Origin of the sequence: Sphingomonas sp. TF3 (genome assembly GCF_003985085.1) — a bacterium.
Classification (GTDB): domain Bacteria; phylum Pseudomonadota; class Alphaproteobacteria; order Sphingomonadales; family Sphingomonadaceae; genus Sphingomonas.
This window is the reverse complement of record NZ_RWKS01000006.1, coordinates 161947-183804: the sequence shown is the minus strand read 5'-3', so window position 1 is coordinate 183804 and position 21858 is coordinate 161947. Positions and strand designations below refer to the sequence as shown.

Genomic DNA, 21858 nt, shown 5'->3' with positions numbered 1-21858 from the left:
GACGGGCAAAAGGCGGAGGACATCTGGGACTTGCCTAGCGGCTCGTCACTCCCCCGCCCAATTGTCACGCCCGATTTCGGCATTGTCGTCGCTGCCTTTGACCGCATCGGTTGCAGGCATCTTCCGGGGCGTGTCGATCTGGTCGAGCATGGACGCGTTATTGTCGATGGAGTCGGCGACGATGAGAATATCGTGTCCGTTGGCGTCGATCTGTCCCCCGGGGTCGAGCTCTGCTCTCAGGCAATACATATCGGCTGTGATCTTCGCTTCCTCATAACCCTCGCTGCGCTTTGCAGCCAGATACGCTTCGACAATCCGCCGATGGGCATTGCAGATGTCGGCCTTGCTTGCCTGAGTGCTGGAAATGATACGCAAGCGCTCTTGTGCGTCGGCCACCGGGTCAGAGCATGCCGCCAAGACGATCGATGGGCCGATCGCGGCGAGGATGAAACCAAACGCTTTTATTGCGTCGATCCCGTGGCGATCTTTGGCGCGACCCTAAAATTCGCCATAACTCGACCACGTCCAATCGAGGCAACGCACCAAATTCCCGTCGTCTTGCCATCTTGCTCAAAAAGGCGGCAATGACCGGCTGTTGCCGCCGTAGGGTTTCCGGGAGAGAGGTAGATGCGGCGCACCGACATTTCTCCGTTGTCGCCGATGGGGCCTGCGAAGCCGACCGGAGCACCGGAACCCTTTTTCGCAAATTGGACCAATACGCTGTCCTGACCGGAGGGCAACAAGACCACAGTATCGCATTCCAGGCGGCGATCTTCGGGGCCGGGATTCCCCAACTTTGGCGGATAAGAGCATTGTCCGTCCAACACCTCTAAGCCGTCATCTGCCACCTGCTCAGCGCATAGCGGCGCGGGTGAGGCCAGCACGAGGCTCGTCATGCAGAGAATCCTCGCAATCGTGAATCTCATAGCCATCGCCCCCAATGCATATGCGTCGCGACCAAAAGAAGGTGCAGGATGCGAAAGCGGCCGATCAAATACCCGGCCAATAGCATGGCTGCCACCAGCCACAGGCGCGATGGTGATCGAACACGGGCGGCGCTAGTGATCTCCTCTACGGGTTCAGCTTCATCGACCAGCGATAACGGCCCGACCTCGAGACCACGCGCCCACTCCAGAAGATCCAATACCTCGCCGGTTGCTGCGTCACTGAGTTCCCGGATACGATCGATGCGGAATGTGCGCTTCGCTTTGGCAGTGAGACAACGAGCCTCAACATAAAGCACATCCAATCGGCCGCCTGCGAAAGATCCAGCGATTAAGAGCGGTACGATTGTACGCCTGCTCTCCTCGCCGTTCGCATCAACATAATCGATGATGACCTTGCGTTGGTCCAGAACAGGAGCCGATGCATCCCCCAGCCTCATCGATCGCTTTGAAGGATCATCACCAGCCCCCTGTTCGCGCTTCTAATTCAAGCATTATTTCCGGAAATTTGCGTGGCGCTCGTCAACGCCGACCTAACCATCTACCCTCAACCATGTAGCTCGACCTGAAGCCGTTGAAGTAGCCTCGACGGCCAGGCCGGGAGCAAGACCAATGACTGGAACCGTGTATCGGGCGTCGCCCGCGTGCGAATTGCGCTGTCTGCGCTGCGATGTGCAGTGCGCCGTCATCACCGCGGTGCGCGACCGGCGCTGGCGAGAGTTGCAGGCGATTCTGCTGGAGCCGCCGGCGTCTCATCGTCCAACGCGTAGAGAGGACCTTGCACTTGCGCGATCGCGGTGGGCCACAGCTCTGCAAGCTCACGAGCGAGCTCGGGCACGGGAGCCGTCAGATCAACAGCCCGCAGCAACCCCTCGATCATTTGCCCCAGCGCGTTCTCGCTGACCGGCGGCCCGCGATAGCTTGTCACGGGCGCGTGGACCGTAAAGACGTCCCTTCCGCTGGGTGCGTGTCGTGTCAGGCCGCGCGCGATCTGCGCGATCGCGCGGCGGTCGGCCGTGTCCATCGCCAGGAGGTGGTCAAAAAGTTCCCGTATCTCCGAGTCGAGCCGTGGCGCATCTGGGGTGTCATCTTCGGGCTGGTCGGTTTCACCTGTCAGGTAAGCCGGTGTAGTGCCAAGCTCTCGCGCAATAAGATGGATGTGCTTGGACCCATATCCCTTGCCGGATACGAGGTTGTAAATCGACGCTTGGCTAATACCCACGCGCCTAGCCAACTCCGACTGTGAGAGCTTTCGTTCGGCCATGCGGGCGCGGAGGCGGGAGGCATCGAGCACGCCTTTTGCTACAACTTTCCCTGTAGCGACGATCTGAAGATTTATCTGTTGACGCACCTACAGATTTGCCTTTAGATTACCCTCATGGAACAACTCTCCCCCACGGATGCATTGCGCGAAGCAATTTCGCGGGTTGGATCGCAATCCGCGATGGGTCGCCTCGTAGGGGTCACGCAAGCTGCGGTGTGGGGTTGGCTGAAGCTCAACAAGCCTCTCCCTGCCGAACACGTCCTCTTGGTGGAGCGCGAAACCGGCATCCCGAAAGAGGTGCTCCGCCCCGACATCTACCCCGACGACTCGGCTACCCCCCGCGCCAGCCTGGAGCCCGCGCGGTGACGGGGTCAGCACAATCCCTTTCCCTCTGCCGCCACCCGGGCGGCGAGCGTCGGCGGCGGGTGCGCTCCCGCCTGCCGTCGACGTCCCCCTTTTCCCGTTTCGGCCGCCGACGGGTCGGCCGGATCGCGTGCGTCCGGAACCTTTGCCCTGGGGTTTCGGTGTTTCGACTTGGCGCACGTGCCCCCAACCCGTCCTGTTCGCGTACCGGCACCGTCATCGGGTCCCTCTCCCCCATGGCGGTGCCACCTCCCCTCTGTATCGATCGCACCGGGGCCATGCTGCTGGCATCGCCCGCATGGTTTACAGCGCAGGCGGTGGCGGCATGACCAAGCTGCGCCAGCCGCTCACCGTCGAGGATGCGCTTTACAAGGTCCTCGGCGCGCTCACCATGTCGGGCGCGGTCGAGGCGACCGGGCGCACCGCAGGCTATCTCCGCATGCTGTCGGATCCCGACCAGCGCGCGCAACTGACCGTGATCGACATGATCAAGCTCGACGTTGCGCATATGCGTGCCGGCTTCCCGGGCATGCCGATCTTCGAAGCCGTCGCCACCATCCTGCACGCGGCCCAGCCCGAGCTTTTCAGCAACGCCTATGCGATCAGCCGCGTCACCTGCGATGTGGTCAAGGAAGGCGGCGACGCGCACGTCGCGCTGATCGAGGCGAGCTTGCCCGGTGCCGACAGCCGCACGCTGAAAAAGGCGCTCAAGGAAACCGTCGAATCGATCGAGGCCAACCACCGCGCCGTCGCGGTGATCCAGTCGCTGATCGCGCACGAGCAACAACCGCCATGATCCGCCCGGCCCGCCCCCGGGCTTGACCGAACCTGTATCGCCGAACCGTCGCCCCCTCGCCGCATCCGCTGGCGGGGTGGGAAAACTGCTGCCTGGAAACCCGCATGAGCAACCGCGCCGCCATCGTTTCGATCATGATCGACCTGGACGCGATCCAGGACGCGCTGCGGCCGATCGAGCGGTCGACCGGATCCTTTGCTGCGCTGGCGCGGATCCGGCGCGCACGTCTCGCTATTTCGCTCGCCAAGATCGAGCTGGCGCACGCCCTGCACTATGCGGTCGACCCCGTCATCGAGATGACGATCGTCGAGCCTGTGTCGGCACGGCTCACCGGCGCTGCGGCGACCAGCGTCCTGACCGACGGCCTGTCATCATGACCGGCACCATCACCCCCGGCGCGTACCTAAAGCGCTGCCGCCAGCGCGCCGGGCTCAGCATCGCCGATGTCGCCGCGCGCGTCTCGACCGAGCCGCAGACGTCCGAGCATCTGCGCGGCGAATGGCTCGAGCTGATCGAAGCCGACGCCACGCCCGCCACCTTCACCACCATCGTCGCGCTGCGGCTCGCCTATCGCTTTGATTTGACCGTGCTCGCCCAGCTCGAAGCGATCGCCCAGGGCGCGGATCTTCCCGCGCCGATCCTGTGCCGCATTTGCGCGTGCAGTGATGGCGATGCCTGCATGGACGCGCTCGGCTGGGCGTGTTTCTGGTCCGAGCCCGATCTGTGCTCAGCCTGCGCCACGCCGCCTGCGGCGAGCGTCGTCCAATGAGCGCCGACGGTAACCGCCGCCCCCGGCGCGCACGCCTGGCGCGCCGCGCGATCGATCTCGCGATCGCCGCCGCCGGTTTCGGCGTCAGCGTGCTGCTGCTTAGCAAACCTTCCTTGGCGAAAGCGGCCTTGTGGCTCGCTTTGGTCGCGCTCGCGACCGGCTTCGCGATGATCCAGCGGGAGACGCCACGATGAGACTTGACCTTGCCGTCCGGCCGCGCCCGGAAATCACGCACCGCATGGACTGCAGCTGCCCCAGCTGCCGCCCGCCCAGCCCCAGCGATCCGCGCCGCGCGCTGCTGCACCGCCTTCTGCACCGTGGCCCCAGCCTGTTCGCGCTCGGCATGGTGGCTGGCCTGCTGGCGGTCGCCGCCACCGGCAATCTGGGAGCGGCGCTGCGCGCGCTGTTCGGTCTGTGAGCGTCACAGTCGCATCGGTCGACGAGCAGATCGCAGCGGGCCGGTCACTTGTCCCGGACCATCTGTGGACCGGTGTCCGCGCGCATATCTTGCATGGCACATCCACCGGCAGCTTCCTCAGTGCCGTTTTCGCGAACGATCTGCTGAATGCGGCGACCAGCGCCGACGAGGTTTCGCTCGATCGCCTGCCGGACCTGATGCGGTTCCTGCACAATTACGCCCCCTTCCACTGCTGGGGCTCACGACGAGTGCGCGACCTTTGGCGCGAACTCGGCGGCGTTGGGCGACGTGCCTACGAGGATCCAAGGTTTGAACGCCTGAAAGAGGAAGCTGCGGCATGAGCGACAGCATTTCCGGCGACCAGCTCCGCTTGCTCATCGAGCGGATCGAGCGCCTCGAGGAAGAGAAGAAGGGCATCGCTGACGACATCAAGGATGTCTACGGCGAGGCCAAATCGACCGGATTCGACGTCAAGACGATCCGCACGATCGTGCGCTTGCGCAAGATGGAAAAGCACCATCGTGACGAGGCCGAGGCGATCCTCGAAACCTACAAATCCGTGTTGGGGCTGTAGCAATGGCAGAGGTTACTTCACGTCAGCGCCGACGGCTGTCCGACGACCAGATTGATGAGATGGCTCGCCTGCGGGAGCGGGGTTGGAGCAGCGAACGCATCGCGGCGCATTTCGGCGAACAGGGTGTCTCGATCAGTGCCAATGCGATCAATTGGCAGTGTCTGCGCGTCGGCGCCGATGCTCCGCTAAAGTTCCAAGGCCGGTGCACCCAGCCAACCGAGCCCTATAACCGCGGCGGCCACATTGTCCGCCCATTCTCGGCGGCCGACGACGCGCTCCTCCTGACGCTCGAGGCGCAGGGCATCAATATCGCTGAGATCGCGCGGCGGATCAGCAGGAAACCCAACAGCGTCAAAGGCAGGTTGATGACTCTCGCGCGCCGCGATGCTCGTGCAGAACTGCGGGAGGCGGCGTGATGCCAAAGCCCATGCTCCAAGAGATCGCCGCCATGCCCTACCCGGCATCGCTGCAGGCATGCCGTCGCTATTACGATCGCCATTGGGCATTGTTCGACGATCGTGGCGAGCGCGAGATCGTCGTCACGATCGATTTTGAAGTCACCAGAGAGGATCAGCGTTCCTACGCGATCCTGGCCTCATCGGCCGAGCAGGCTGAGGCCGAAGCGCGCGAGCTCTTGCGTGACGAGGTGCGCGGGATTTCGGACGTGCTGGATGTCCGACTGACCGATCCGCGTCACGATCGGTCCCATCCCGCCTTTTCGTTCGATCGGGTGCACTGATGGACGCGATCGATCTAAAACGGCAAAAGCTGATCGCAGCGACCGACTATGTCGGCAAGCTGACTCGGGCGGGCGTTCCCGCCGCGACGATCATCGACGGCCTCGTCGCTAACCACGGGGCCGCATATCGCACGCGCTATGATGGTAGCCGGCTATCCTGCGCCGGCGTCGTGTCCACCTGCACCTTCAGCCCCGACAAGGGATTGCTCGAGAACTGGACCAAGACCGCGACCCTTCGGCTGATGGCCTCGGCGATGGTGTCGGCATGATCCAGGGCACGATCCACGCCGATGGCATCGACTGGGCCGCGCAGACCTATGTCGAGGCGCTCGGCTTCCGCGAGCTCGATCGCTTTGTGCCGCCCGTGGTCGACCAGGAAACCCGCGTAATCGTGATTGACCGTCGCCTCGAGGTGCGCGGTCCACAATACGCCAGTCAGATCGACTGGGCTGACGCTCTCGCCTTTCGCACGCTCGATTATACGCCTGAGGCAAAGCCGTGCCGCGTGTGTGGCCAGGCATCGATGTCCAGGACCGACGATCTTTGCGACGCCTGCGACGACGATGATCTGTGGGGGTGTTGCTGATGAGCGGCGTGTATCCCACCGACGCGCTCTGCTTCGCAGACGCGGACAAAGTCCGCTCCCTGCTGTTTCACGCGGGCGTCCACAAAAGCACCGACACCGCGATCGGACTCATTCCTTATCCGGTGGCAGCGCGTGCCGTGCGCGAAGCTCTCACCCTCCTGCCAGTAGGCGGCACCGCTGTGCGAGAGGCGCTGGGCGAGCCCTCCGAGTGGGCGGAAAAACGCGAAGAGTTGCTGGATTGGACTGGTTCAGCGTGGTTGGCCCGCGAGGAGAACACAGATCGTAGGCGCGAAATGTACGCGTTTTTGTGCGAGCTGATCGGCTATCTGCAAGCTGGCGAGGACGCCGCGCGCGCCGCATCGGCCGAGGCGCGATCATGACGTGCGACCACGTCTCCTTACCCGGTGGCGGCTCTGCCATCGTCTGCTCGTCCCGGACGCGCCAACGCTGCGGCTGCGGTCGCCCTGCCACCCGCCTGTGCGACTGGAAGGTCCCGACCAGGAAGAGCGGCACGTGCGATGCGCCGGTGTGCGCTCGCTGCGCGCACCAGCCAGCGCCGGGGAAAGACCTTTGCCCCCAGCATCGCACCGCCTTCAACCAATGGCGCGCCGCCCGCGCGGCCGCGACCAGCGAGGCGCGCGCGTGATCGGCTTTGGCGATCGCGGCTTTTGCACGGCCCGCTGCGGCACGCTCGATTGCGTGCAGAATTTCACGCCTGAGCGCGAGGCCGAGGCGCGCGCCTGGTGGGGCAACCGCCCCGGCCATCCGCCTGTGGATTTCCTCGATCTCGCCGCGCGCTGCACGCGCTGGCGCCCTGCGCCGCGCCCGCTGCGCATGTTTCCGATCTCTGGAGGCGAGGTGACCAACCTCGCCCCCGCCCCTGACCGTCCAGCGGTGGCACCCGCTCGCTCGGTCCTAACCGAAGGAGCGTGCCCATGACCAGCACCCCGACCGAGTTTCCCGCGACGATCGCGTCTGCGCGGCCTCAGCAACTCCCGCCCGCGATCCTGCGCAAGGCGGTGACCTTCGATCAGCTCGAGATCAGCCGCTTCAACGTCCGCACCAATCGCAAAGCGCAAATGACGATCGAGGCGCTCGGCCGCTCGATCCTCGCGCTCGGCCTGGTCAACGCGCTGAAGGTCCATCCGCTGAAGGGCGGCAAGGAACGCTATGGCGTGCATGCCGGCGGGCGCCGGTGCCGCGCGATCGGCGCGCTGATCAAGGCGGGCGCGCTCCCGGCCGACTGGCCGATCGACGTCGTCGTGCGCGATCAGCTGACCGAGGCGCAGCTGCTCGAGGAAAGCCAGGCCGAGAACATGATGCGGCTCGATCTCGAAATGTACGAGATCGCCCAGGGCGTGGTGCGCTCGCATATGGCGGGCGATTCGCTCGAGACGATCGCCGAGCGGCTCGGCCAGGAACCGCGCTTCACCTATCGCGCCTATCGGCTGGGCATGCTTGCCCCGCCGATCTTCGATGCACTGAAGGCAGGCACGATTTCGCAGGCGCAGGCCGAAGCCTATGGCGCGACCGAGCAACAGACACTGCAGCTTGCCGCATTCAACGCGCTGCGCCTCTTGTCCCCGCTCGAGCAGACGCCCGATCGCATCCGCGCCTGGCTGAAGATCGGCGATGCCGAGGCGGCGCGGCTGCTCCGCTTTGTCGGGCAGCAAACCTATCTCGATGCCGGTGGCGCGCTGGAACTCGACCTTTTCGACGATCCTGCCGACGCCGCACCGGCGCGCGCGCTGATCTGCCATCCCGATTTGCTGCGCCAGCTTGCCGATGCCGCGCTGGCGGGTGTGCGCGACGAGATCCGCCGCCGCGCCGCGCGGCCCGATCTGCGCTTCGTTCCACAACCGCCGCAGGCGAGCTTTGGCGGACCAGATCATTTCCTCAATATTCCGGAACTCGCGGTGGTGCTGGGCGAGGAAACCGAAATCACCATGCCCGACGGCGATGTCGTCGGTTACATCCAGATCGCCGCGAGTGGTGACCCCAAAATCAGTTTCTGGTGGGAAAGCACGAAGGCGAAGTACAGCACGCGCAAACCCGTCGACACCGCCGCGCCAGCCGCCAAGCCGCGCGCGATCGGCGCGGCCGTCAGCCAAGTCGCGGGGTTTGACGCGCGCCGCGCGGCCGATGCGGCGATCAAGCAAGAGGAGGGCATCACCCAGGAAGGCGTCGACGTTTTCCGCGCGCTGCGTCGATCGATCCTGCGCGCCGCCCTGGTCGGCAATGCGCGCGATGGCGGCACTGTCGGCCGCGATTTCCTGGTCTGGTCGCAATTGCGCCAGATGATCGCGCCGAACACGCCGGGCAACGCGATCGGTGTCGCACGCCTGGCACCGGCCTCGGCCGGGCCTGACAGCGCACGCGGCCTGATCCAGGCGATGCCGGGCAACCGGCTGTGGATGGACGCCATGCGCGACATGCACCTGTGCCCGGCCTTCAGCAGCGACGATCTCGTGGCTGCGTTCCAGTCCTATCGCGACCAGGCCGAAGACTTCAAATCGCTTGCCGCGACGATCGCCGCAGGCCTCGCGATCGAACGGTCGCTCAATTACGGCGATTACAGCGTCCCACTGCACGACGCCCTTGCCGACATGGTCGGCCTCGCCACCGATGAGGGCCTGCGCGATTTCTGGCAGCCGACGGTGGAGCTGCTCGATCTGCTCGGCAAGGAACAACGCCTCGCGATCGCCGAGCCGATGGTCGAGCGGGTCACCTTCGCCACCTGGGCGCGGCTGAAGGGAAGCGAGATCTCGCGTCAGGTCCTGCAGGTCGTCACCGGACAGCATCCCGCCACCCGCGCATCGAAGGCGCAGGCGGCCGCGAACTGGGTGCATCCGCTGCTCCGCTTCCGCGGCAACGAATCCGCCGTCGCGGCCGATGCCGACGACATGCTCGAGGCGGCCGAGTGATGGGCGCGATCATCCACGGCGGAGGCCGCACCACATCGTTTGAAACCGCAGTGATGGATATGGCCGATCTCGGCCATTCTGATCAGGAAATCGCCGGTTTTCTCGGCGTGCGGCTGGATCATGTCCGGCGCGTCCATGCCTATATGCGCGACACCGGTGCCGACCGGAAGCGCCTGACCGACGCGCGCCTCGGTAGCCAGAAGCTCGCTGCAGCCGTCCTCAAGACCGGCAGGGGGTATCAATGACCGTTGCTTCCAAAAAAGCCGCGGGGGGGGGGTATGCCCTCCTATGCTCTACCTCGGGGCCGACAGCCGTCTATCGAATGGGTGCCGCTCGGCGAGCTTCGCATCGACGACAGCTACCAGCGCTCGATCGAGACCGACGCATCGCGCAAGTTGATCCGCGCGATCGCAGCCGAATGGGATTGGGACGTGTTTGACGTGCTCAAGGTCTCCCGTCGTCCCGACGATTCGTTGTTCGTCATCGATGGGCAGCACCGGCGCGCGGCGGCCGAGCTGCGCGGCGACATCACGCAATTGCCGTGCGTGCTGAAGCGTTGCGCCGGCCCGGCCGAGGAAGCGCGGATTTTCATCGCCTCAAACCGCGGCCGCAAGCGGATGAGCCGCATCGACGACTTCCGTGCGGCGCTCGGCGCTGGCGATGCCGACGCGCTGGCGATCGCGCGCCTGGTCGATGCGGCCGGCCTTAAGATCGCCCCTCACGAACAGCCTGCCCATGTCGCGCCGGGCGAGCTTATGATTGTCGGGTCGCTCCGAACGCTGTTCATCAAACATGGCGAACGCGCGTTGGGTCAGGCTCTGACCTTGATCGGCGAATCCTTCCCCGACGAGGTGCTGGTGCAGCCGGCGGCAATGCTCGGTGCGATCCTGACGCTGCTCGCGCACGAACGGCCAGCGATCGATCCAGATCGCCTCTTCCAGACGCTGCTGACCGGCACCACGCAACAATGGTCCGACTGGGCGAACCTGCGCATACTTTCGGGCACGCAAAGCAAGATCATCGCGCTGCGTGCCCTGGTCCGCGAGCGCTACAACACTTTGGCGGTGGCCGCATGAGCGGCGCGTGCGGATCGTGCACCCTTTGCTGCACGCTGATGCGCGTGGCGATGGAACCGCCGAAGCCAGAGCGGGTGACATGCGCGCATTGCAGCTCTGGCGGCTGCGCGATCTACGATCAGCGCCCCGACGCCTGCAGCGGTTTCCAATGCCTGTGGCTCGGGTCGCAGCGGGTTGCCCGGCTTGCGCTCCCGGCGGCGATGCGCCCGGATCGCACTGGCGTCGTCATCGATTTGAACGCGGCCGGGACGGTGATCGCCCATTGCGAACGCCCCGCGTCCTGGAATCGTGAGCCGATGCGCGCCTGGCTGCTCAAGCATGCACGGCGCACGAACGTGATCCTGGAAGTACCGGGCGGTGCCGAACTGCTGTCGGCCGACGGGAGCACCGAGGCGCTCGCGCGTGTCGGCGTCGATCCGGTGACCAACAACCGCCTGTACGTCCGGGAGTCCAGGCTGCAGGCGTATTTGGCGGGAGTGGCAGCATGAGCGCGCCCGCACGTCGACCCACATTGGCTGAGTCGAAAAATCTCGGTCGGCCAAGCGATCGAGGGCGCTTCCTGCGGATCGATGATGTGATCGCGACTACCGGGCTGAGCCGCGCGACGATCTATCGCCAAATCGACGCACATGCCTTTCCCGAACAGGTCCGGCTGACTGCCCGGGCAGTCGGATGGTGGGAAGCCAGCATCGAAGATTGGCTCAACGGACGCCGCTCCGCCGCCTGAACAGTTCCGCGAAGGGGGGCATTCGCGGGGGCACCGGACAAATCAGTCGAACAGTTTTAAGAGTAAATGGGGATACTTAGCATGCACAAACTGGCTTCCACCTCTTCCGCCAATCGGCGATAGTGCCCCCCGACCCTGGCGGCGGGGCTATTTAACCCGGAATAATCTCCCCGAAATCGAGGGCCTTCCTCGGTTAGCGCGCCTGTAACTATCAAAATTCCCGCAGGTTCGGCGTTTCGGCCAAATTGCTTCCTAAAATGAAGATGAGGAAGTCGAAGCATTGGCAACGGGAAGTCTGGCATCATGGGCACCTGCACGGGCGTGAACGCGATATCGTCGGCATCACCGACCGCGTCGATATCGTCGACCACGCAGATGGCGGCGTTACGACAACACAAGCAAGACTATCTGAAGATGATGGCGGCCGCCCAATCGGGTGACGCGACGGCGGCGAAAGCGGCGTATGCGCGCCTGACCGCCAATCGGACGCCCCCCGTCAAAAGCCCGCTCGCCGCGCTTGGGGCGACGCTCCAGAGTGGCGACACAGCGGCAATCCGGCAAGCGGCGGAGGCCCTGCAACAAGCGCGTGACGGCCAGATCAGCAAGTCGGCCGACCCGAACGCACCGCCACCGCCCAAGCCCATTCCCGCCGCTGCCTACGGATCCAGCCAAACCGACATTAACGTCCTCGCGTGATCGGGAGACAGGCACAGCATCGCGACCGCAGCCGGGCAGGAACGCCGGAGACCGCCCCGGCGACCTCCGATCTCACCTCACGGCGTTTCGCTCCTGCGCGGTCCGCCCTGGACGCCGCTTCGGGTTCAAATCGGGCGCAGCCCGATGACGCAAAGGCGATGCAGCGGTGACGTTCGATCCAGCCGCTTCTGTCGCGTCCGATGATGGTGAGCCGATAAGCCCGGGCTTCGACAGCGCGCGCGCACCGCTTCGCTGCGCGACATCGCTCGATCCGGCGGACTGGTCAGGCTTGCGCGCGCAGGGGCATCGGATGCTTGATGACATGATCGACCATCTCGAAGGGCTTTCCGGGCAACCGGCCTGGCGTCCGGTGCCCGCAGACGCTCGGGCCGTTGCGCGCGAAGCGGTACCGGTGGCCCCAACCGATCTGGCGAGCGTGCACGCAAGCTTCATGGACGCGATCCTTCCTTATGCCGGCGGCAATCTGCATCCCGGTTTCATGGGTTGGGTGCAGGGTGCGGGGACGCCCGTCGGCATGCTGGCCGAAATGCTCAGCGGCGGGCTGAACGCCAATTTGGGCGGGCGCAACCATATGCCGATCCTGATCGAGCGCCAGATTCGCGACTGGGTGCGCGAGATCTTCGCCTTTCCCGCAACCGCAGACGGTCTATTCCTGACCGGAACTTCGCAAGCCAATTTCGTCGCGCTGCTGGTCGCACGAACGCGGATATGCGGTGCGGCTGTGCGGCAAGTCGGCGTGACGAAGGCACCGCGCCTGGTTGCTTATGCGTCGAACGAAGTTCACGGCTGCGTTCCCCGAGCATTGGAAATGGCGGGACTTGGCTCCGACGCGCTCACCCGCGTCGCGACCGACGCTGCGGGGCGGATCGATATGGGCTCGCTCCGGGCACACATCCGGGCGGATCGCGCCGCCGGCCTGACGCCATTCCTGCTGGTGGGCACCGCCGGTACGGTCAACAGCGGCGCGATCGATGACCTGGACGCCCTGGCCGATCTTGCGGGCGAGGAGGACCTGCACTTTCATATCGATGGCGCGCTGGGGGCGCTGGGCATGATGTCGCCCGAGATCGCGCCGCTCCTGCACGGAATCGAGCGCGCCGATAGCCTGGCGTTCGATTTCCACAAATGGGGGCATGTCCCCTACGACGCTGGTTTCCTGCTCGTTCGCGAGGGCATCTGGCTGAAAGAGACCTTCGCGTCGCCCGCGGGCTATTTGACCCGCGCCGAGACCGGCCTCGCGGCGGGCGGGGACTGGCCATGCGATATCGGCCCCGATCTTTCGCGCAGCTTCCGGGCGCTCAAGACCTGGTTCACGCTCAAGACCTACGGGACCCAGGCATTGGGCGCGGCCATGGCTGCGAACTGCCAGTTGGCCCGCGTATTGGCTGCGCGGATCGCGGCCGAACCCGATCTGGAACTTCTGGCTCCCGTCGCGCTCAACATCGTTTGCTTCGGTTACGCGCCCGACGGCGTTGGCGGGGATGGCGCGATCAACCGTGCGATCGTCGAGGATCTGCACAATGCCGGTCGCGTCGCACCGTCCCTGACGCTGGTGAAAGATCGGCCCGCGATCCGCGCCGCTTTCGTCAATCACCGCACCACCGCAGATGACCTCGACGCGCTTGTCGAAGGAGTATTGCGGTTTGGCGCGGGCCATTCTTCGCGGCGCTGAGGATATATCGATGCCAGTCAACCACCCCCTTCTCAACCGGCCCGTAATCGGTCCACGCACCGAGACGCTCGGCATGCATCGCGTTTTGCCAATGGCCTTTGAGCGCCGCGACATGACCGCTTTATGGCAACACACCATCCAGCGGATCGAGGCGGACGTGGGCGACGCGGCAGCGATGATCGATCTGTCGATGATGCTCTATTGCCATTTTCGCGCCGACGAAGCGCGTGCCTTGCTCGATCAGGCCGTCGCACTTCAGCGCGACTTTTGCATCGTCCACGGTGATGGCTCGGGCCTGAAGGTGCTCGCCTTCGTCACGCCGGGCGATTTCATGGCCAACACGCCGGTCGATTTCCTGCTCAACGGTTCCGACGCCGTTCTGTGGCTGCGCTATGTCGATGCCGACACCGCAGATCTGGACGGCCTGCCCGAACATGATGTCGCCTTGCTGGCGATTGGCGAGGCCACCGAGCATCGCGCCGTCCTGGCGCGGATGGCGGAATTATTGCCCACGCTCCATGGTCCAGTGATGAATGCCGATCCGCGCCGGATCGCGGGGCTGACGCGGGATGACGTCAGCGCGTCGCTTGCGGCCGAGGCGTCGCTGTGCGTCCCTCCAACCACCAAGGTCGATCGGGCGGTGCTCGAATCGATCGGCTCGGGAGCAACCGAACTCGCCGACCATGTCGCGAGCCTTGCCTTCCCCATCATTGTGCGCCCCCTCGGCACGCATGCCGGCGGCGGACTCGATCGCCTGGACTCGCCCGACGCCGCGCTGGCGTATCTCGCCACCGATGAGAGTGCGAAGTTCTTCATCGCGCCCTTTATCGATTATCGCGGAAACGACGGACTGTTCAGCAAACAACGCGTGGTGTTTATCGGCGGCAAGGCGTTCCCCAGTCATTTGGCGCTCTCCGACCATTGGATCGTGCATTATCTGAGCGCCGGCATGGCCGAAAATGCCGATAAACGCGCCGTCGAGGCGGCATGGATGGAGCATTTCGATATCGATTTCGCTCACCGGCACGCTGCTGCGTTCGCCGCGCTCAATCGTCGGATCGGGCTCGATTATTTCGGGATCGACTGTGCCGAATTGCCCGACGGACGACTGCTGATTTTCGAGGTCGATGTCGCCATGCTCGTTCACGACATGGATGACGGGGAGACGTTCCCGTACAAAAAAGTGGCGATGCAGAAGCTTTTCGACGCGTTCGTCAGCTATGCGGGCGCGTTGCGAGGGGTCGGCTATGAGTGCGCCGCGTGAGCGCCCTCGATTTACTGCACTTGCTCGTCAGCGGCGGGGATGAGCGGCTTGCGCTCGATCCGCAGACGGGGTGCAATATGTATGGATACGGACCGCGTCCGGCTGCCTCGGAACGCGCGCTAAGCTCGTCCACCGCTTCGTCGATTTCGGGCAGCGCCTTTGCGGCGGTCCAACACTATCACCGGTATCTTCTGGGCGAGAGTGTCGCGCGGGGAGAAACCGCTGTTTATCAGGCGGAATGTGACGGTCTCCGCGCCAGCCTGCTCGATTGTATCGGATGTGCGGCATCGTCAGGGGTCGAGGTCCTGCTATCACCCTCCGGCACCGATCTGCACTTGCTGGCGACGCTTTTGTTTCGCCAGCCGGACGCACCCCTTTTCACCCTGACGCTCGAGCCGAGCGAAACCGGCAGTTCGGTGGCGAGTGCGGCTTCGGGCTCGCACTTCATGGCGCATTCGCCAAGCGGCGCGTGCCGCTTGCCGGGCAGTTCGATTACATCGGGCATAAGCAACGCGACCTTTGCCGTACGGGACGATGCCGGTTGCCTAAGAGATGAAGACGATGTTGAGGACGACATCAACGCCCGTATCGCCGCCGCGATTGAAAGCGGCCACAATTGCCTGGTCGTCGTCACGGATGTGTCCAAGACCGGGTTGATCGCCCCCCGTCTCGATACGGTGTTTCGCCTGAGGGCACGTTATGGCGACCGCATCGATTTCCTGATCGATGGCTGCCAGCTGCGCCTCACACCGGAAACCATTCGGGCCTATCTCGCGCAGGGGTTCGCCCTTGCGATAACGGGATCGAAATTTCTGGGCGGCCCCAGTTTCAGCGGCGCGTTGTTCTGCCCGCCGTCGCTCGCAAAGCGCTGGCGCGACCGCGAACTGCCCCCGCAAATGGCGGACTATTGTGCGCCTGCGGAGCTGCCCTCGGGCTGGCGCGCGCGGCAAGCCTTGCCGGACCGCGCCAATTTCGGCCTGCTGTTGCGCTGGCATGCTGCCCTCCATGAGTGGCAGGCGCTGCTGGCCATTCCATCATCCGAGATCGAGCGCACCGTCAGGACGTTTGGGAAGGCGGTGGAGGATCGCCTGCGGCACGATGGTGCCTTCATACCGCTGGCAACCCGCTCGCTTGACCGGCATCCGCTGCTGCCAAGCGGATCTGATCTGTCTTATGATGCCATACCGACCATCTTCCCGTTCCTGCTCAATCGGCGGAACGGCATCGGCACCCTCAACGCGGTCGAAACGCGGCATGTCTTTGAGAGAGTTGCGCGAGGCGGTCCGAACGTTCCCGCGATCCGGCTGGGCCAGCCGGTCGCGTGTGGCCTACGCCATGGCGAGAAGGTCGCCGCGCTGCGGCTATGCCTGAGCGCGCGGCTGATTGTCGATGCGTCCGACCGCGAGGGCGGCCTTGTGGCAATCATCAACCACGCCATGAAGGCGCTTGACGGCGTCGCGATGGCGTCTTGTGGATTCAGCGTCGAACGGCGATCGATCGCCGCCTGACGGGCGTTTTGGCTGCGACCGATCGTCCCCCCGCACGAGCGCTGCTCCATGTGAAATCAGACCAGCGCGCGGGTTCCGCCCGAACGGTTTCCGCGACCGCCACAATTCCGCCAAGGTGCTTGATATAAGCTCGTTTTACCAAGTGGTACGCCGCCATTGCGGGTACGCGGCCGTGGGGGAACAGCGTGAAGGCCTCAAGCTGGGCATGGCCATCTTTCGCGCTCGTTTCCGTCGGCCTCGCCGACGTTTCCCAGGCTGCACAAACCCAGCCAGCCTCTGCCGCACCCGCCGACCCGCTGACGCCAGGTTCCATGACGGACCGCGATACAGGTGACATCGTCGTCACCGGGCATCGAACCGCAGGCACTGCCATCGAGACGGTGAAACCGCTTGCCGTGTTCGACAGCGCCGCGCTGCTGGCGCTGGGGCCGACAAGCATGGCGGACCTGATGAAACGCCTTAAGGGCGTGGCAACCTCCGCCAGTGGCGGTGAACCCGCCATCCTGCTTAACGGTCGACGCGTTTCAGGATTCGGCGATTTGATGAGCCTGCCTCCGGAATCGATCGAACGTGTCGAGGTCCTGCCCGAGCAGGAGGCCGCTCGCTTCGGCTTTCCGCCAACGATGCGGGTGATGAACTTCATCACCAAAAAGCATTTTCGGTCGGTGACTTTGCAGGAACTGGGCGGCTCGACCACCGAGGGCGGCGGTGCGACCAACTATGTCGAAGTGAATGGCGCGCGTATCGAGGGGCCGAAGCGGGCCTCGCTCAGCCTCTACTATCTCCATCTCGATCCCCTGCTACAAAGCCAGCGAGCGATCGCGCCAGATCCCGACTCCCTTTTCGCCGTTGGCGGCAACGTCACCGGCGTCGGCGGTGGCAGCATCGACCCTTCGCTGGATCGCCTTGCAGGCCATCCCGTTACCATCGCCGCCGTTCCTCAAAGCGTCGCGGCCCGTCAATCGCTCGACAATTATGTCAATTCCGGCCGGGCGATGACCGATTCCGGTGCCTACCGCACGTTGCAGCAGCGCACAGATACGCTTCACGCCGAAGGAGCCTTCGGGGCACCGCTTGGCAAGAGCGTGGACGGTTCGCTCAACCTTTCCGTTCAGGCAGACCGCAACAGCGGGTTGAGCGGGCTCGCCTCGGGCATCATTCAGGTGCCCGGAGGTTCAACGGCGCTGCCCTTTTCCGGGCCAGTACTGGTCTATCGCGCCTTTCCCGGGGCGGTGCTGCACCAGAACAGCTCCATGCTGACCGCGCATGGCGGCCTGACCCTTCAGGGCAGTATCCGACGGTGGTCGTGGAACGTGACCACTAGCTATGACCGCGTATTCTCCCGGGCGGACTCAGAAACGGGTGTTCCACTTGATGCGCTTCAGGACGCGGTCACGGGCGGCGGAGATCCCATGGCAGCGCTCGACGTTGCGAGCGCGGCGCAACGCACCGTCAACCACAGCCGTACCTCGACCAGTACGGTTGCGAGCAAAGCCGTTGTGAATGGCTCGCTCGCCCATCTGCCTGCCGGTGATGCGCAAGTCACGGTTTCTGCGGATTATAGTCGTTCGGTCAGCGGGACCCATGGCAATGGCGAAGCCATCGACCTTGGGGCCGTCAGTCGATCGATCGGCGGAGCCATCGACCTTGGGGCCGTCAGTCGATCGATCGGCGGAGCCAGTTTTAACACCGTGATACCCATCGCCTCGGCGCAGAACGGTGTGCTGCCCATTCTTGGCCAGTTGACGGTAAACGGCATGGTGGGTGTGTCAGATGTCTCCCGCTACGGGCGGCTGACCAGTTCGAACTATGGATTCACCTGGACCCCGGTGCGGCCCGTGCAGTTGACTGGTTCCATCACCGAAACGCGAACGCCGCCTGCGATCGGCCTGCTCGTCAGCCCCACCTTTACGACGCCGAACACCCCGTTTTTTGATTTTACCGCCGGTGCCAGTGTGCTGGTTTCCACGCTTGTGGGGGGCAACCCGTCACTGATGCCCGAGCGACGGCGAACGACGACGCTGGGGCTTGCGCTACAACCCTTCAAAGACCGGGAGTTCCGCTTCGGGATCGATTTTCTCGACACCACCATCGATAACCAGTCCGCCACGTTGGGAAGCCTGACACCGGACTTTCAGGTCGCGTTTTCAGGGCTATTCCTCCGGGATTTGGCGGGAACCCTGATCAGCGTCGATCTGCGTCCGGTCAATCTGGCGCGCGAGAACGAGAAGAAGTTGCGGATGACGCTGAACCTCCAGACCCCGATTGGCCGCGCCCCACCACCGCCGCCTGCGCCGAACAAGGACGGGCCTCCGGCGAAACCGGCCAAACCGCGCCCGTTCCTATATATAAACCTGACGACCAACTATCGGTTGCAGGATCGTCTGGTCTTGCGGAACGGATTACCATCGCTCGATCTCCTCAATGGAGCGACAATCGACGGGACCAGCGGACGGCCCGAGTGGGATGTTGATGGCACCGTCGGCGGAAATTACGGCCCGTTCAACGTCGGGGTGTATGCCAGACTGCAAGCACCAACCCGCATTCGCAGTGCGTCGGCAGTTTCCGATCTTCGTTTCTCCGCGAAAACCTGGCTCACGCTCTACGGGTCGCTCGATATCGCCAAGATCGCCCACCGCCCCTGGAGCAAACAGATGTCGCTCCAGTTCACGGTGGAAAATATGCTGAACGACCGAATCCAGGTGCGCGATCGGACGGGGGCAACGCCCAATCGCTTTCAAGCCGCTTATCTTGATCCGCTCGGTCGGTCCGTCCGCCTAGGTCTTCGCAAATTGTTTTGAAGAGCGCGGCACCTTGCCAGGGCAGGTCTGCTCCCCCGGGGAATGTCACGGCGGCCCCTCACTCCATGAACGTGCCGAGCCGCCGCCCGAAGTCGACGATCGCGTGGCCGATCCGCAGGCGCGCCCGTTGATAGCGCTGCAACGCCGCTTCGATGGGGGCTTCGGCCAATGCGCTTGTCAGCGCCAGCGCATCGCCCGCTGCCTTTGCCACGCCCATCGCCGTGTGCGGGCGCGCCACAAAGGCGCTGTCACCGATGAGTACCAGCCGTCCGCGCGCCATTTGCGGGGTTTCATAATCGAAGATCGCCTGAACGAACGGGTTTGGCTCGGCCAGCAGCGCATCGTGAAACTGCGGCGGAAGCTGCGCCGAACCGGCAGACCGCAGATCAGACTTTGCCGGCTCGGAAAGCTGTCCTGGAGCAAGGGAGAACGCATGAACCTGGCCAGTGCGGTCTGCGAGCGTGCGCTGGAGATCGTCCGCGCGCCGATACCAGACCCAATTGTACCGCCGCATCCCCGGCTCCAATTCACCGTTCGGCCCGGGGACGACATAACCGAGCGCCTGCGATCGATTGCCCGTGTAAAAGGCGAACCGGTCGAGCAGCGTTTGCGCGGCACTGTCGGGAAGCGCGCTTTCGGGGACCAACCCGCGCCAGGCGACATAGCCGGTATAGGTCGCCTGTTGCGCGGTTCCGATCACGGCCGCGCGGACCGTCGACCCGATCCCGTCGGCACCGATGACCAGATCGGCGGTTACGCGCGTTCCGTCTTCAAACTGCACCCATGCCGTGCTGTCGTCGGTTCCTGCCTGCACCGCATCGCGACCGACATGATAGTCCGATGTCGAAAGCACGTCGCGCAATCCGGTATAAAGATGGTCCCAGGAGATTTGCATCTGGGGCGCGGCGACGCGCCCGGTGATGGTGCCATCAAGATCCAGGAAAATGCGCTCGCGCGCCATCACACCGATGGTTGCCAGATCATCAAGCCCAAGCGCGCGAAGCGCGACGAACACCTCTTCCTGCGGAACCAGTCCAGCACCGCGCCCGGCAAGCCCGGCGCGCGAACGCTCATAGACCTGGACATCGTGCCCGGCCTTTCGCAGCAGCCCTGCAGCGAACAGACCTGCGAGCGACCCGCCTACGATCACGATCCGCATCATCAGTGCTTTCTGCGCAGGCTGGCGATCTGCAGCGCGACCGCAACCAGTGCGAACGCGCCGCCAAGGGCAGCGACGGCGTCCCAGCCCCCCGCCTTCCACGCGGTCATCGCGGCGGCCGAGCCGACCGCGCCGCCAAGGAACATCGCCCCCATGAAGATGGTGTTCAACCGCGAGCGCGCTTCCGGCCGCAAGGCGTAGACAATATGCTGATTGGAGACGAGCGCGCTCTGCACGGCGAAGTCGAGCAGAATGACGCCGACGATCAAGCCGGCCAGCGAGGTCCACACGCCGAAGATCAACCAGGAAAGCAGCGTCAGCAGCGCGCCAATCGCGATCACCTGGTGCGGCCCGTGGCGATCGGCGATCCGCCCTGCAATCGGTGCCGCAAGGATGCCGACCGCACCAACGACGCCAAAGAGTCCGGCGATTTCGGCCCCAAGGCCAAAGCGCGGTTCCTGCAGCCGCAGCGCGAGGATGGTCCAAAACGCCGTAAACGCGGCGAACAGCAGCGATTGCGTTACCGCCGCCAGCCGCAGCGCGCCGAACTCGCGCCACAAATGGACGAGCGAGCGCATCAATGCTCCATAGCGCAGGGTCGAGTCGGGCTTGCTGCGCGGCAGCGAGAACGCCATCATCGCACCAGCGGACAGCGCCATCGGCAGACCGAGCCAGAACATCGCACGCCACCCCGCGTGCGTCGCGACGAACCCGGCCAACGTGCGGCTGAGCAGGATGCCACATAACAGCCCCGACATAACGGTGCCGACGGTCGCGCCGCGGCGTTCGGGCGCAGCCAGATGGGCGGCAAACGGAACGATCTGCTGCGCAACCGTCGCGGCAGCACCGACCAGCAAGGAGGCGAGGATCACCAGGATAACCGTCGGGGCAATCGCAGCGGCGACCAAAGCCAGCGCCAGCACACCGAATTGCAACAGGATCAGGCGCTTGCGCTCGACAAGGTCACCCAGCGGCACGAGCAGGAACAGGCCGACCGCATAACCGAGCTGGGTCGCCGTCGGGATCATGCCGGCCGCAGCGCCCGGAAACTCGCGTTCGATGATGCCCAGCATCGGCTGGTTGTAATAGATATTGGCAACCCCGATCCCGGCTGCGGCCGCCATCGCAAAGGTGGCACCGCGCGTTAACGGGAGGCTCGGCGCGCTGGTCGATTCAGCATCGGCGATCCGCTCCTCCGGGGTACGGCTGGCCCTCTGAATATCAGTCATCATTCACATCCTGTCGCGGTTCAAGACAGGATTTTACCCAACTCTTGCCCCGCGCGAACCCATACTTACATATGACCTAAAATATTTGTTAATATTCAGAATGTTACGACCATTTTCTTCCATCAGCCCCGTCGGAGAAACGGCGCAAGGGACGCCGCTTCGCGATCAGGAAGTCGTGCGGCTGCACCACAATCTCGTCGTCGGGCTGGGCGCAAGCCTGCCATTAAATCGGCGAAGAAAGCTCGGAAGCTCGCGAAATTTGCCGCGATGTCTGGCAACGCTGCCGCTATGAGCCCATGTCCGCTATCGAGAGAATGCCCCTCGCCCG

The 21858-nt window shown here is 64.4% G+C and carries 30 protein-coding genes; 24 read left to right on the top strand and 6 right to left on the bottom strand.

Going from position 1 to position 21858, the window contains the following annotated elements:
• Positions 1–45: 45 nt before the first annotated feature.
• From EJC47_RS07435 to EJC47_RS07420, 4 genes are all read right to left on the bottom strand, one after another.
• Positions 46–396, bottom strand: a complete 351-nt coding sequence (locus EJC47_RS07435; RefSeq protein WP_126846421.1) for a hypothetical protein — start codon at positions 394–396, stop codon at positions 46–48.
• 65 nt (positions 397–461) lie between these two features.
• A complete protein-coding gene (locus EJC47_RS07430) occupies positions 462–896 on the bottom strand; it encodes a hypothetical protein (protein WP_126846419.1) in 435 nt (144 codons plus the stop codon).
• A gap of 26 nt (positions 897–922) precedes the next feature.
• A complete protein-coding gene (locus EJC47_RS07425; protein WP_126846416.1) occupies positions 923–1384 on the bottom strand; it encodes a WYL domain-containing protein in 462 nt (153 codons plus the stop codon).
• 248 nt (positions 1385–1632) lie between these two features.
• On the bottom strand, positions 1633–2295 hold the full coding sequence (locus EJC47_RS07420; RefSeq protein WP_148110546.1) for a helix-turn-helix domain-containing protein: 663 nt from the start codon (positions 2293–2295) through the stop codon (positions 1633–1635).
• 27 nt (positions 2296–2322) lie between these two features.
• On the opposite strand from EJC47_RS07420, the gene EJC47_RS07415 reads away from it, so the two are divergent.
• The 24 genes from EJC47_RS07415 (at position 2323) to EJC47_RS07300 (ending at position 19142) form a co-directional block, all read left to right on the top strand.
• Positions 2323–2574 carry a transcriptional regulator gene (locus tag EJC47_RS07415; protein ID WP_126846412.1) on the top strand — a complete coding sequence of 84 codons (252 nt, stop codon included), beginning with the start codon at positions 2323–2325 and terminating at the stop codon, positions 2572–2574.
• Between the two features lie 295 nt (positions 2575–2869).
• Positions 2870–3367: a hypothetical protein gene (locus tag EJC47_RS07410; RefSeq protein WP_010403021.1), complete on the top strand. Its 498-nt coding sequence runs from the start codon at positions 2870–2872 to the stop codon at positions 3365–3367.
• A gap of 104 nt (positions 3368–3471) precedes the next feature.
• Positions 3472–3744: a hypothetical protein gene (locus tag EJC47_RS07405; protein WP_126846410.1), complete on the top strand. Its 273-nt coding sequence runs from the start codon at positions 3472–3474 to the stop codon at positions 3742–3744.
• The gene (locus tag EJC47_RS07400) at positions 3741–4136 is read left to right on the top strand and encodes a helix-turn-helix domain-containing protein (RefSeq protein ID WP_126846408.1); all 396 of its coding nucleotides are present in this window, start codon (positions 3741–3743) and stop codon (positions 4134–4136) included. Before EJC47_RS07405 ends, EJC47_RS07400 begins: the two co-directional genes overlap by 4 nt.
• Complete coding sequence (locus tag EJC47_RS07395) at positions 4133–4330, top strand: hypothetical protein (RefSeq protein ID WP_126846406.1); 198 nt, start codon at positions 4133–4135, stop codon at positions 4328–4330. Before EJC47_RS07400 ends, EJC47_RS07395 begins: the two co-directional genes overlap by 4 nt.
• Positions 4327–4554, top strand: coding sequence for a hypothetical protein (locus EJC47_RS07390; protein ID WP_126846404.1), 228 nt, complete (start codon positions 4327–4329; stop codon positions 4552–4554). Before EJC47_RS07395 ends, EJC47_RS07390 begins: the two co-directional genes overlap by 4 nt.
• Positions 4551–4895 carry a hypothetical protein gene (locus EJC47_RS07385; protein ID WP_126846402.1) on the top strand — a complete coding sequence of 115 codons (345 nt, stop codon included), beginning with the start codon at positions 4551–4553 and terminating at the stop codon, positions 4893–4895. The genes EJC47_RS07390 and EJC47_RS07385 overlap by 4 nt, the downstream gene beginning before the upstream one ends.
• Positions 4892–5128 carry a DUF2312 domain-containing protein gene (locus EJC47_RS07380; protein WP_126846400.1) on the top strand — a complete coding sequence of 79 codons (237 nt, stop codon included), beginning with the start codon at positions 4892–4894 and terminating at the stop codon, positions 5126–5128. Before EJC47_RS07385 ends, EJC47_RS07380 begins: the two co-directional genes overlap by 4 nt.
• Before the next feature lie 2 nt (positions 5129–5130).
• On the top strand, positions 5131–5544 hold the full coding sequence (locus EJC47_RS07375) for a hypothetical protein (RefSeq protein WP_126846398.1): 414 nt from the start codon (positions 5131–5133) through the stop codon (positions 5542–5544).
• Positions 5544–5867 (top strand): hypothetical protein, encoded by a 324-nt coding sequence (locus EJC47_RS07370; protein WP_126846396.1) that lies wholly within the window; start codon positions 5544–5546, stop codon positions 5865–5867. The genes EJC47_RS07375 and EJC47_RS07370 overlap by 1 nt, the downstream gene beginning before the upstream one ends.
• The gene (locus EJC47_RS07365; protein WP_033966405.1) at positions 5867–6136 is read left to right on the top strand and encodes a hypothetical protein; all 270 of its coding nucleotides are present in this window, start codon (positions 5867–5869) and stop codon (positions 6134–6136) included. Before EJC47_RS07370 ends, EJC47_RS07365 begins: the two co-directional genes overlap by 1 nt.
• Positions 6133–6453: a hypothetical protein gene (locus EJC47_RS07360; RefSeq protein WP_126846394.1), complete on the top strand. Its 321-nt coding sequence runs from the start codon at positions 6133–6135 to the stop codon at positions 6451–6453. The genes EJC47_RS07365 and EJC47_RS07360 overlap by 4 nt, the downstream gene beginning before the upstream one ends.
• On the top strand, positions 6453–6833 hold the full coding sequence (locus tag EJC47_RS07355) for a hypothetical protein (protein WP_085364578.1): 381 nt from the start codon (positions 6453–6455) through the stop codon (positions 6831–6833). The genes EJC47_RS07360 and EJC47_RS07355 overlap by 1 nt, the downstream gene beginning before the upstream one ends.
• 220 nt (positions 6834–7053) lie before the next feature.
• Positions 7054–7392 (top strand): hypothetical protein, encoded by a 339-nt coding sequence (locus EJC47_RS07350; RefSeq protein WP_126846392.1) that lies wholly within the window; start codon positions 7054–7056, stop codon positions 7390–7392.
• A complete protein-coding gene (locus tag EJC47_RS07345; protein ID WP_126846390.1) occupies positions 7389–9377 on the top strand; it encodes a ParB/RepB/Spo0J family partition protein in 1989 nt (662 codons plus the stop codon). Before EJC47_RS07350 ends, EJC47_RS07345 begins: the two co-directional genes overlap by 4 nt.
• The gene (locus EJC47_RS07340) at positions 9377–9622 is read left to right on the top strand and encodes a hypothetical protein (RefSeq protein WP_126846388.1); all 246 of its coding nucleotides are present in this window, start codon (positions 9377–9379) and stop codon (positions 9620–9622) included. Before EJC47_RS07345 ends, EJC47_RS07340 begins: the two co-directional genes overlap by 1 nt.
• A gap of 33 nt (positions 9623–9655) precedes the next feature.
• Positions 9656–10453, top strand: a complete 798-nt coding sequence (locus tag EJC47_RS07335; RefSeq protein WP_126846387.1) for a DUF6551 family protein — start codon at positions 9656–9658, stop codon at positions 10451–10453.
• A complete protein-coding gene (locus tag EJC47_RS07330; protein WP_260591500.1) occupies positions 10450–10941 on the top strand; it encodes a hypothetical protein in 492 nt (163 codons plus the stop codon). The genes EJC47_RS07335 and EJC47_RS07330 overlap by 4 nt, the downstream gene beginning before the upstream one ends.
• Entirely contained in the window at positions 10938–11180 is a 243-nt protein-coding gene (locus EJC47_RS07325) for a helix-turn-helix transcriptional regulator (RefSeq protein ID WP_126846386.1), read from the top strand. Before EJC47_RS07330 ends, EJC47_RS07325 begins: the two co-directional genes overlap by 4 nt.
• Positions 11181–11483: 303 nt before the next feature.
• Positions 11484–11876 (top strand): hypothetical protein, encoded by a 393-nt coding sequence (locus EJC47_RS07320; RefSeq protein ID WP_033965971.1) that lies wholly within the window; start codon positions 11484–11486, stop codon positions 11874–11876.
• Positions 11877–12042: 166 nt separating this feature from the next.
• Positions 12043–13569 (top strand): pyridoxal phosphate-dependent decarboxylase family protein, encoded by a 1527-nt coding sequence (locus tag EJC47_RS07315; RefSeq protein WP_221885161.1) that lies wholly within the window; start codon positions 12043–12045, stop codon positions 13567–13569.
• A gap of 10 nt (positions 13570–13579) precedes the next feature.
• Positions 13580–14833 carry an ATP-grasp domain-containing protein gene (locus EJC47_RS07310; RefSeq protein WP_126846385.1) on the top strand — a complete coding sequence of 418 codons (1254 nt, stop codon included), beginning with the start codon at positions 13580–13582 and terminating at the stop codon, positions 14831–14833.
• On the top strand, positions 14830–16341 hold the full coding sequence (locus EJC47_RS07305; protein WP_126846384.1) for a hypothetical protein: 1512 nt from the start codon (positions 14830–14832) through the stop codon (positions 16339–16341). Before EJC47_RS07310 ends, EJC47_RS07305 begins: the two co-directional genes overlap by 4 nt.
• 185 nt (positions 16342–16526) lie before the next feature.
• Positions 16527–19142 carry a TonB-dependent receptor gene (locus tag EJC47_RS07300; protein WP_260591499.1) on the top strand — a complete coding sequence of 872 codons (2616 nt, stop codon included), beginning with the start codon at positions 16527–16529 and terminating at the stop codon, positions 19140–19142.
• A gap of 58 nt (positions 19143–19200) precedes the next feature.
• Here EJC47_RS07300 and EJC47_RS07295 read toward each other — a convergent pair whose 3' ends face one another.
• Both EJC47_RS07295 and EJC47_RS07290 read right to left on the bottom strand, forming a co-directional pair.
• Complete coding sequence (locus tag EJC47_RS07295) at positions 19201–20304, bottom strand: FAD binding domain-containing protein (protein WP_249340782.1); 1104 nt, start codon at positions 20302–20304, stop codon at positions 19201–19203.
• The gene (locus EJC47_RS07290; RefSeq protein WP_221885163.1) at positions 20304–21425 is read right to left on the bottom strand and encodes an MFS transporter; all 1122 of its coding nucleotides are present in this window, start codon (positions 21423–21425) and stop codon (positions 20304–20306) included. Before EJC47_RS07290 ends, EJC47_RS07295 begins: the two co-directional genes overlap by 1 nt.
• Between the last annotated feature and the right edge of the window lie 433 nt (positions 21426–21858).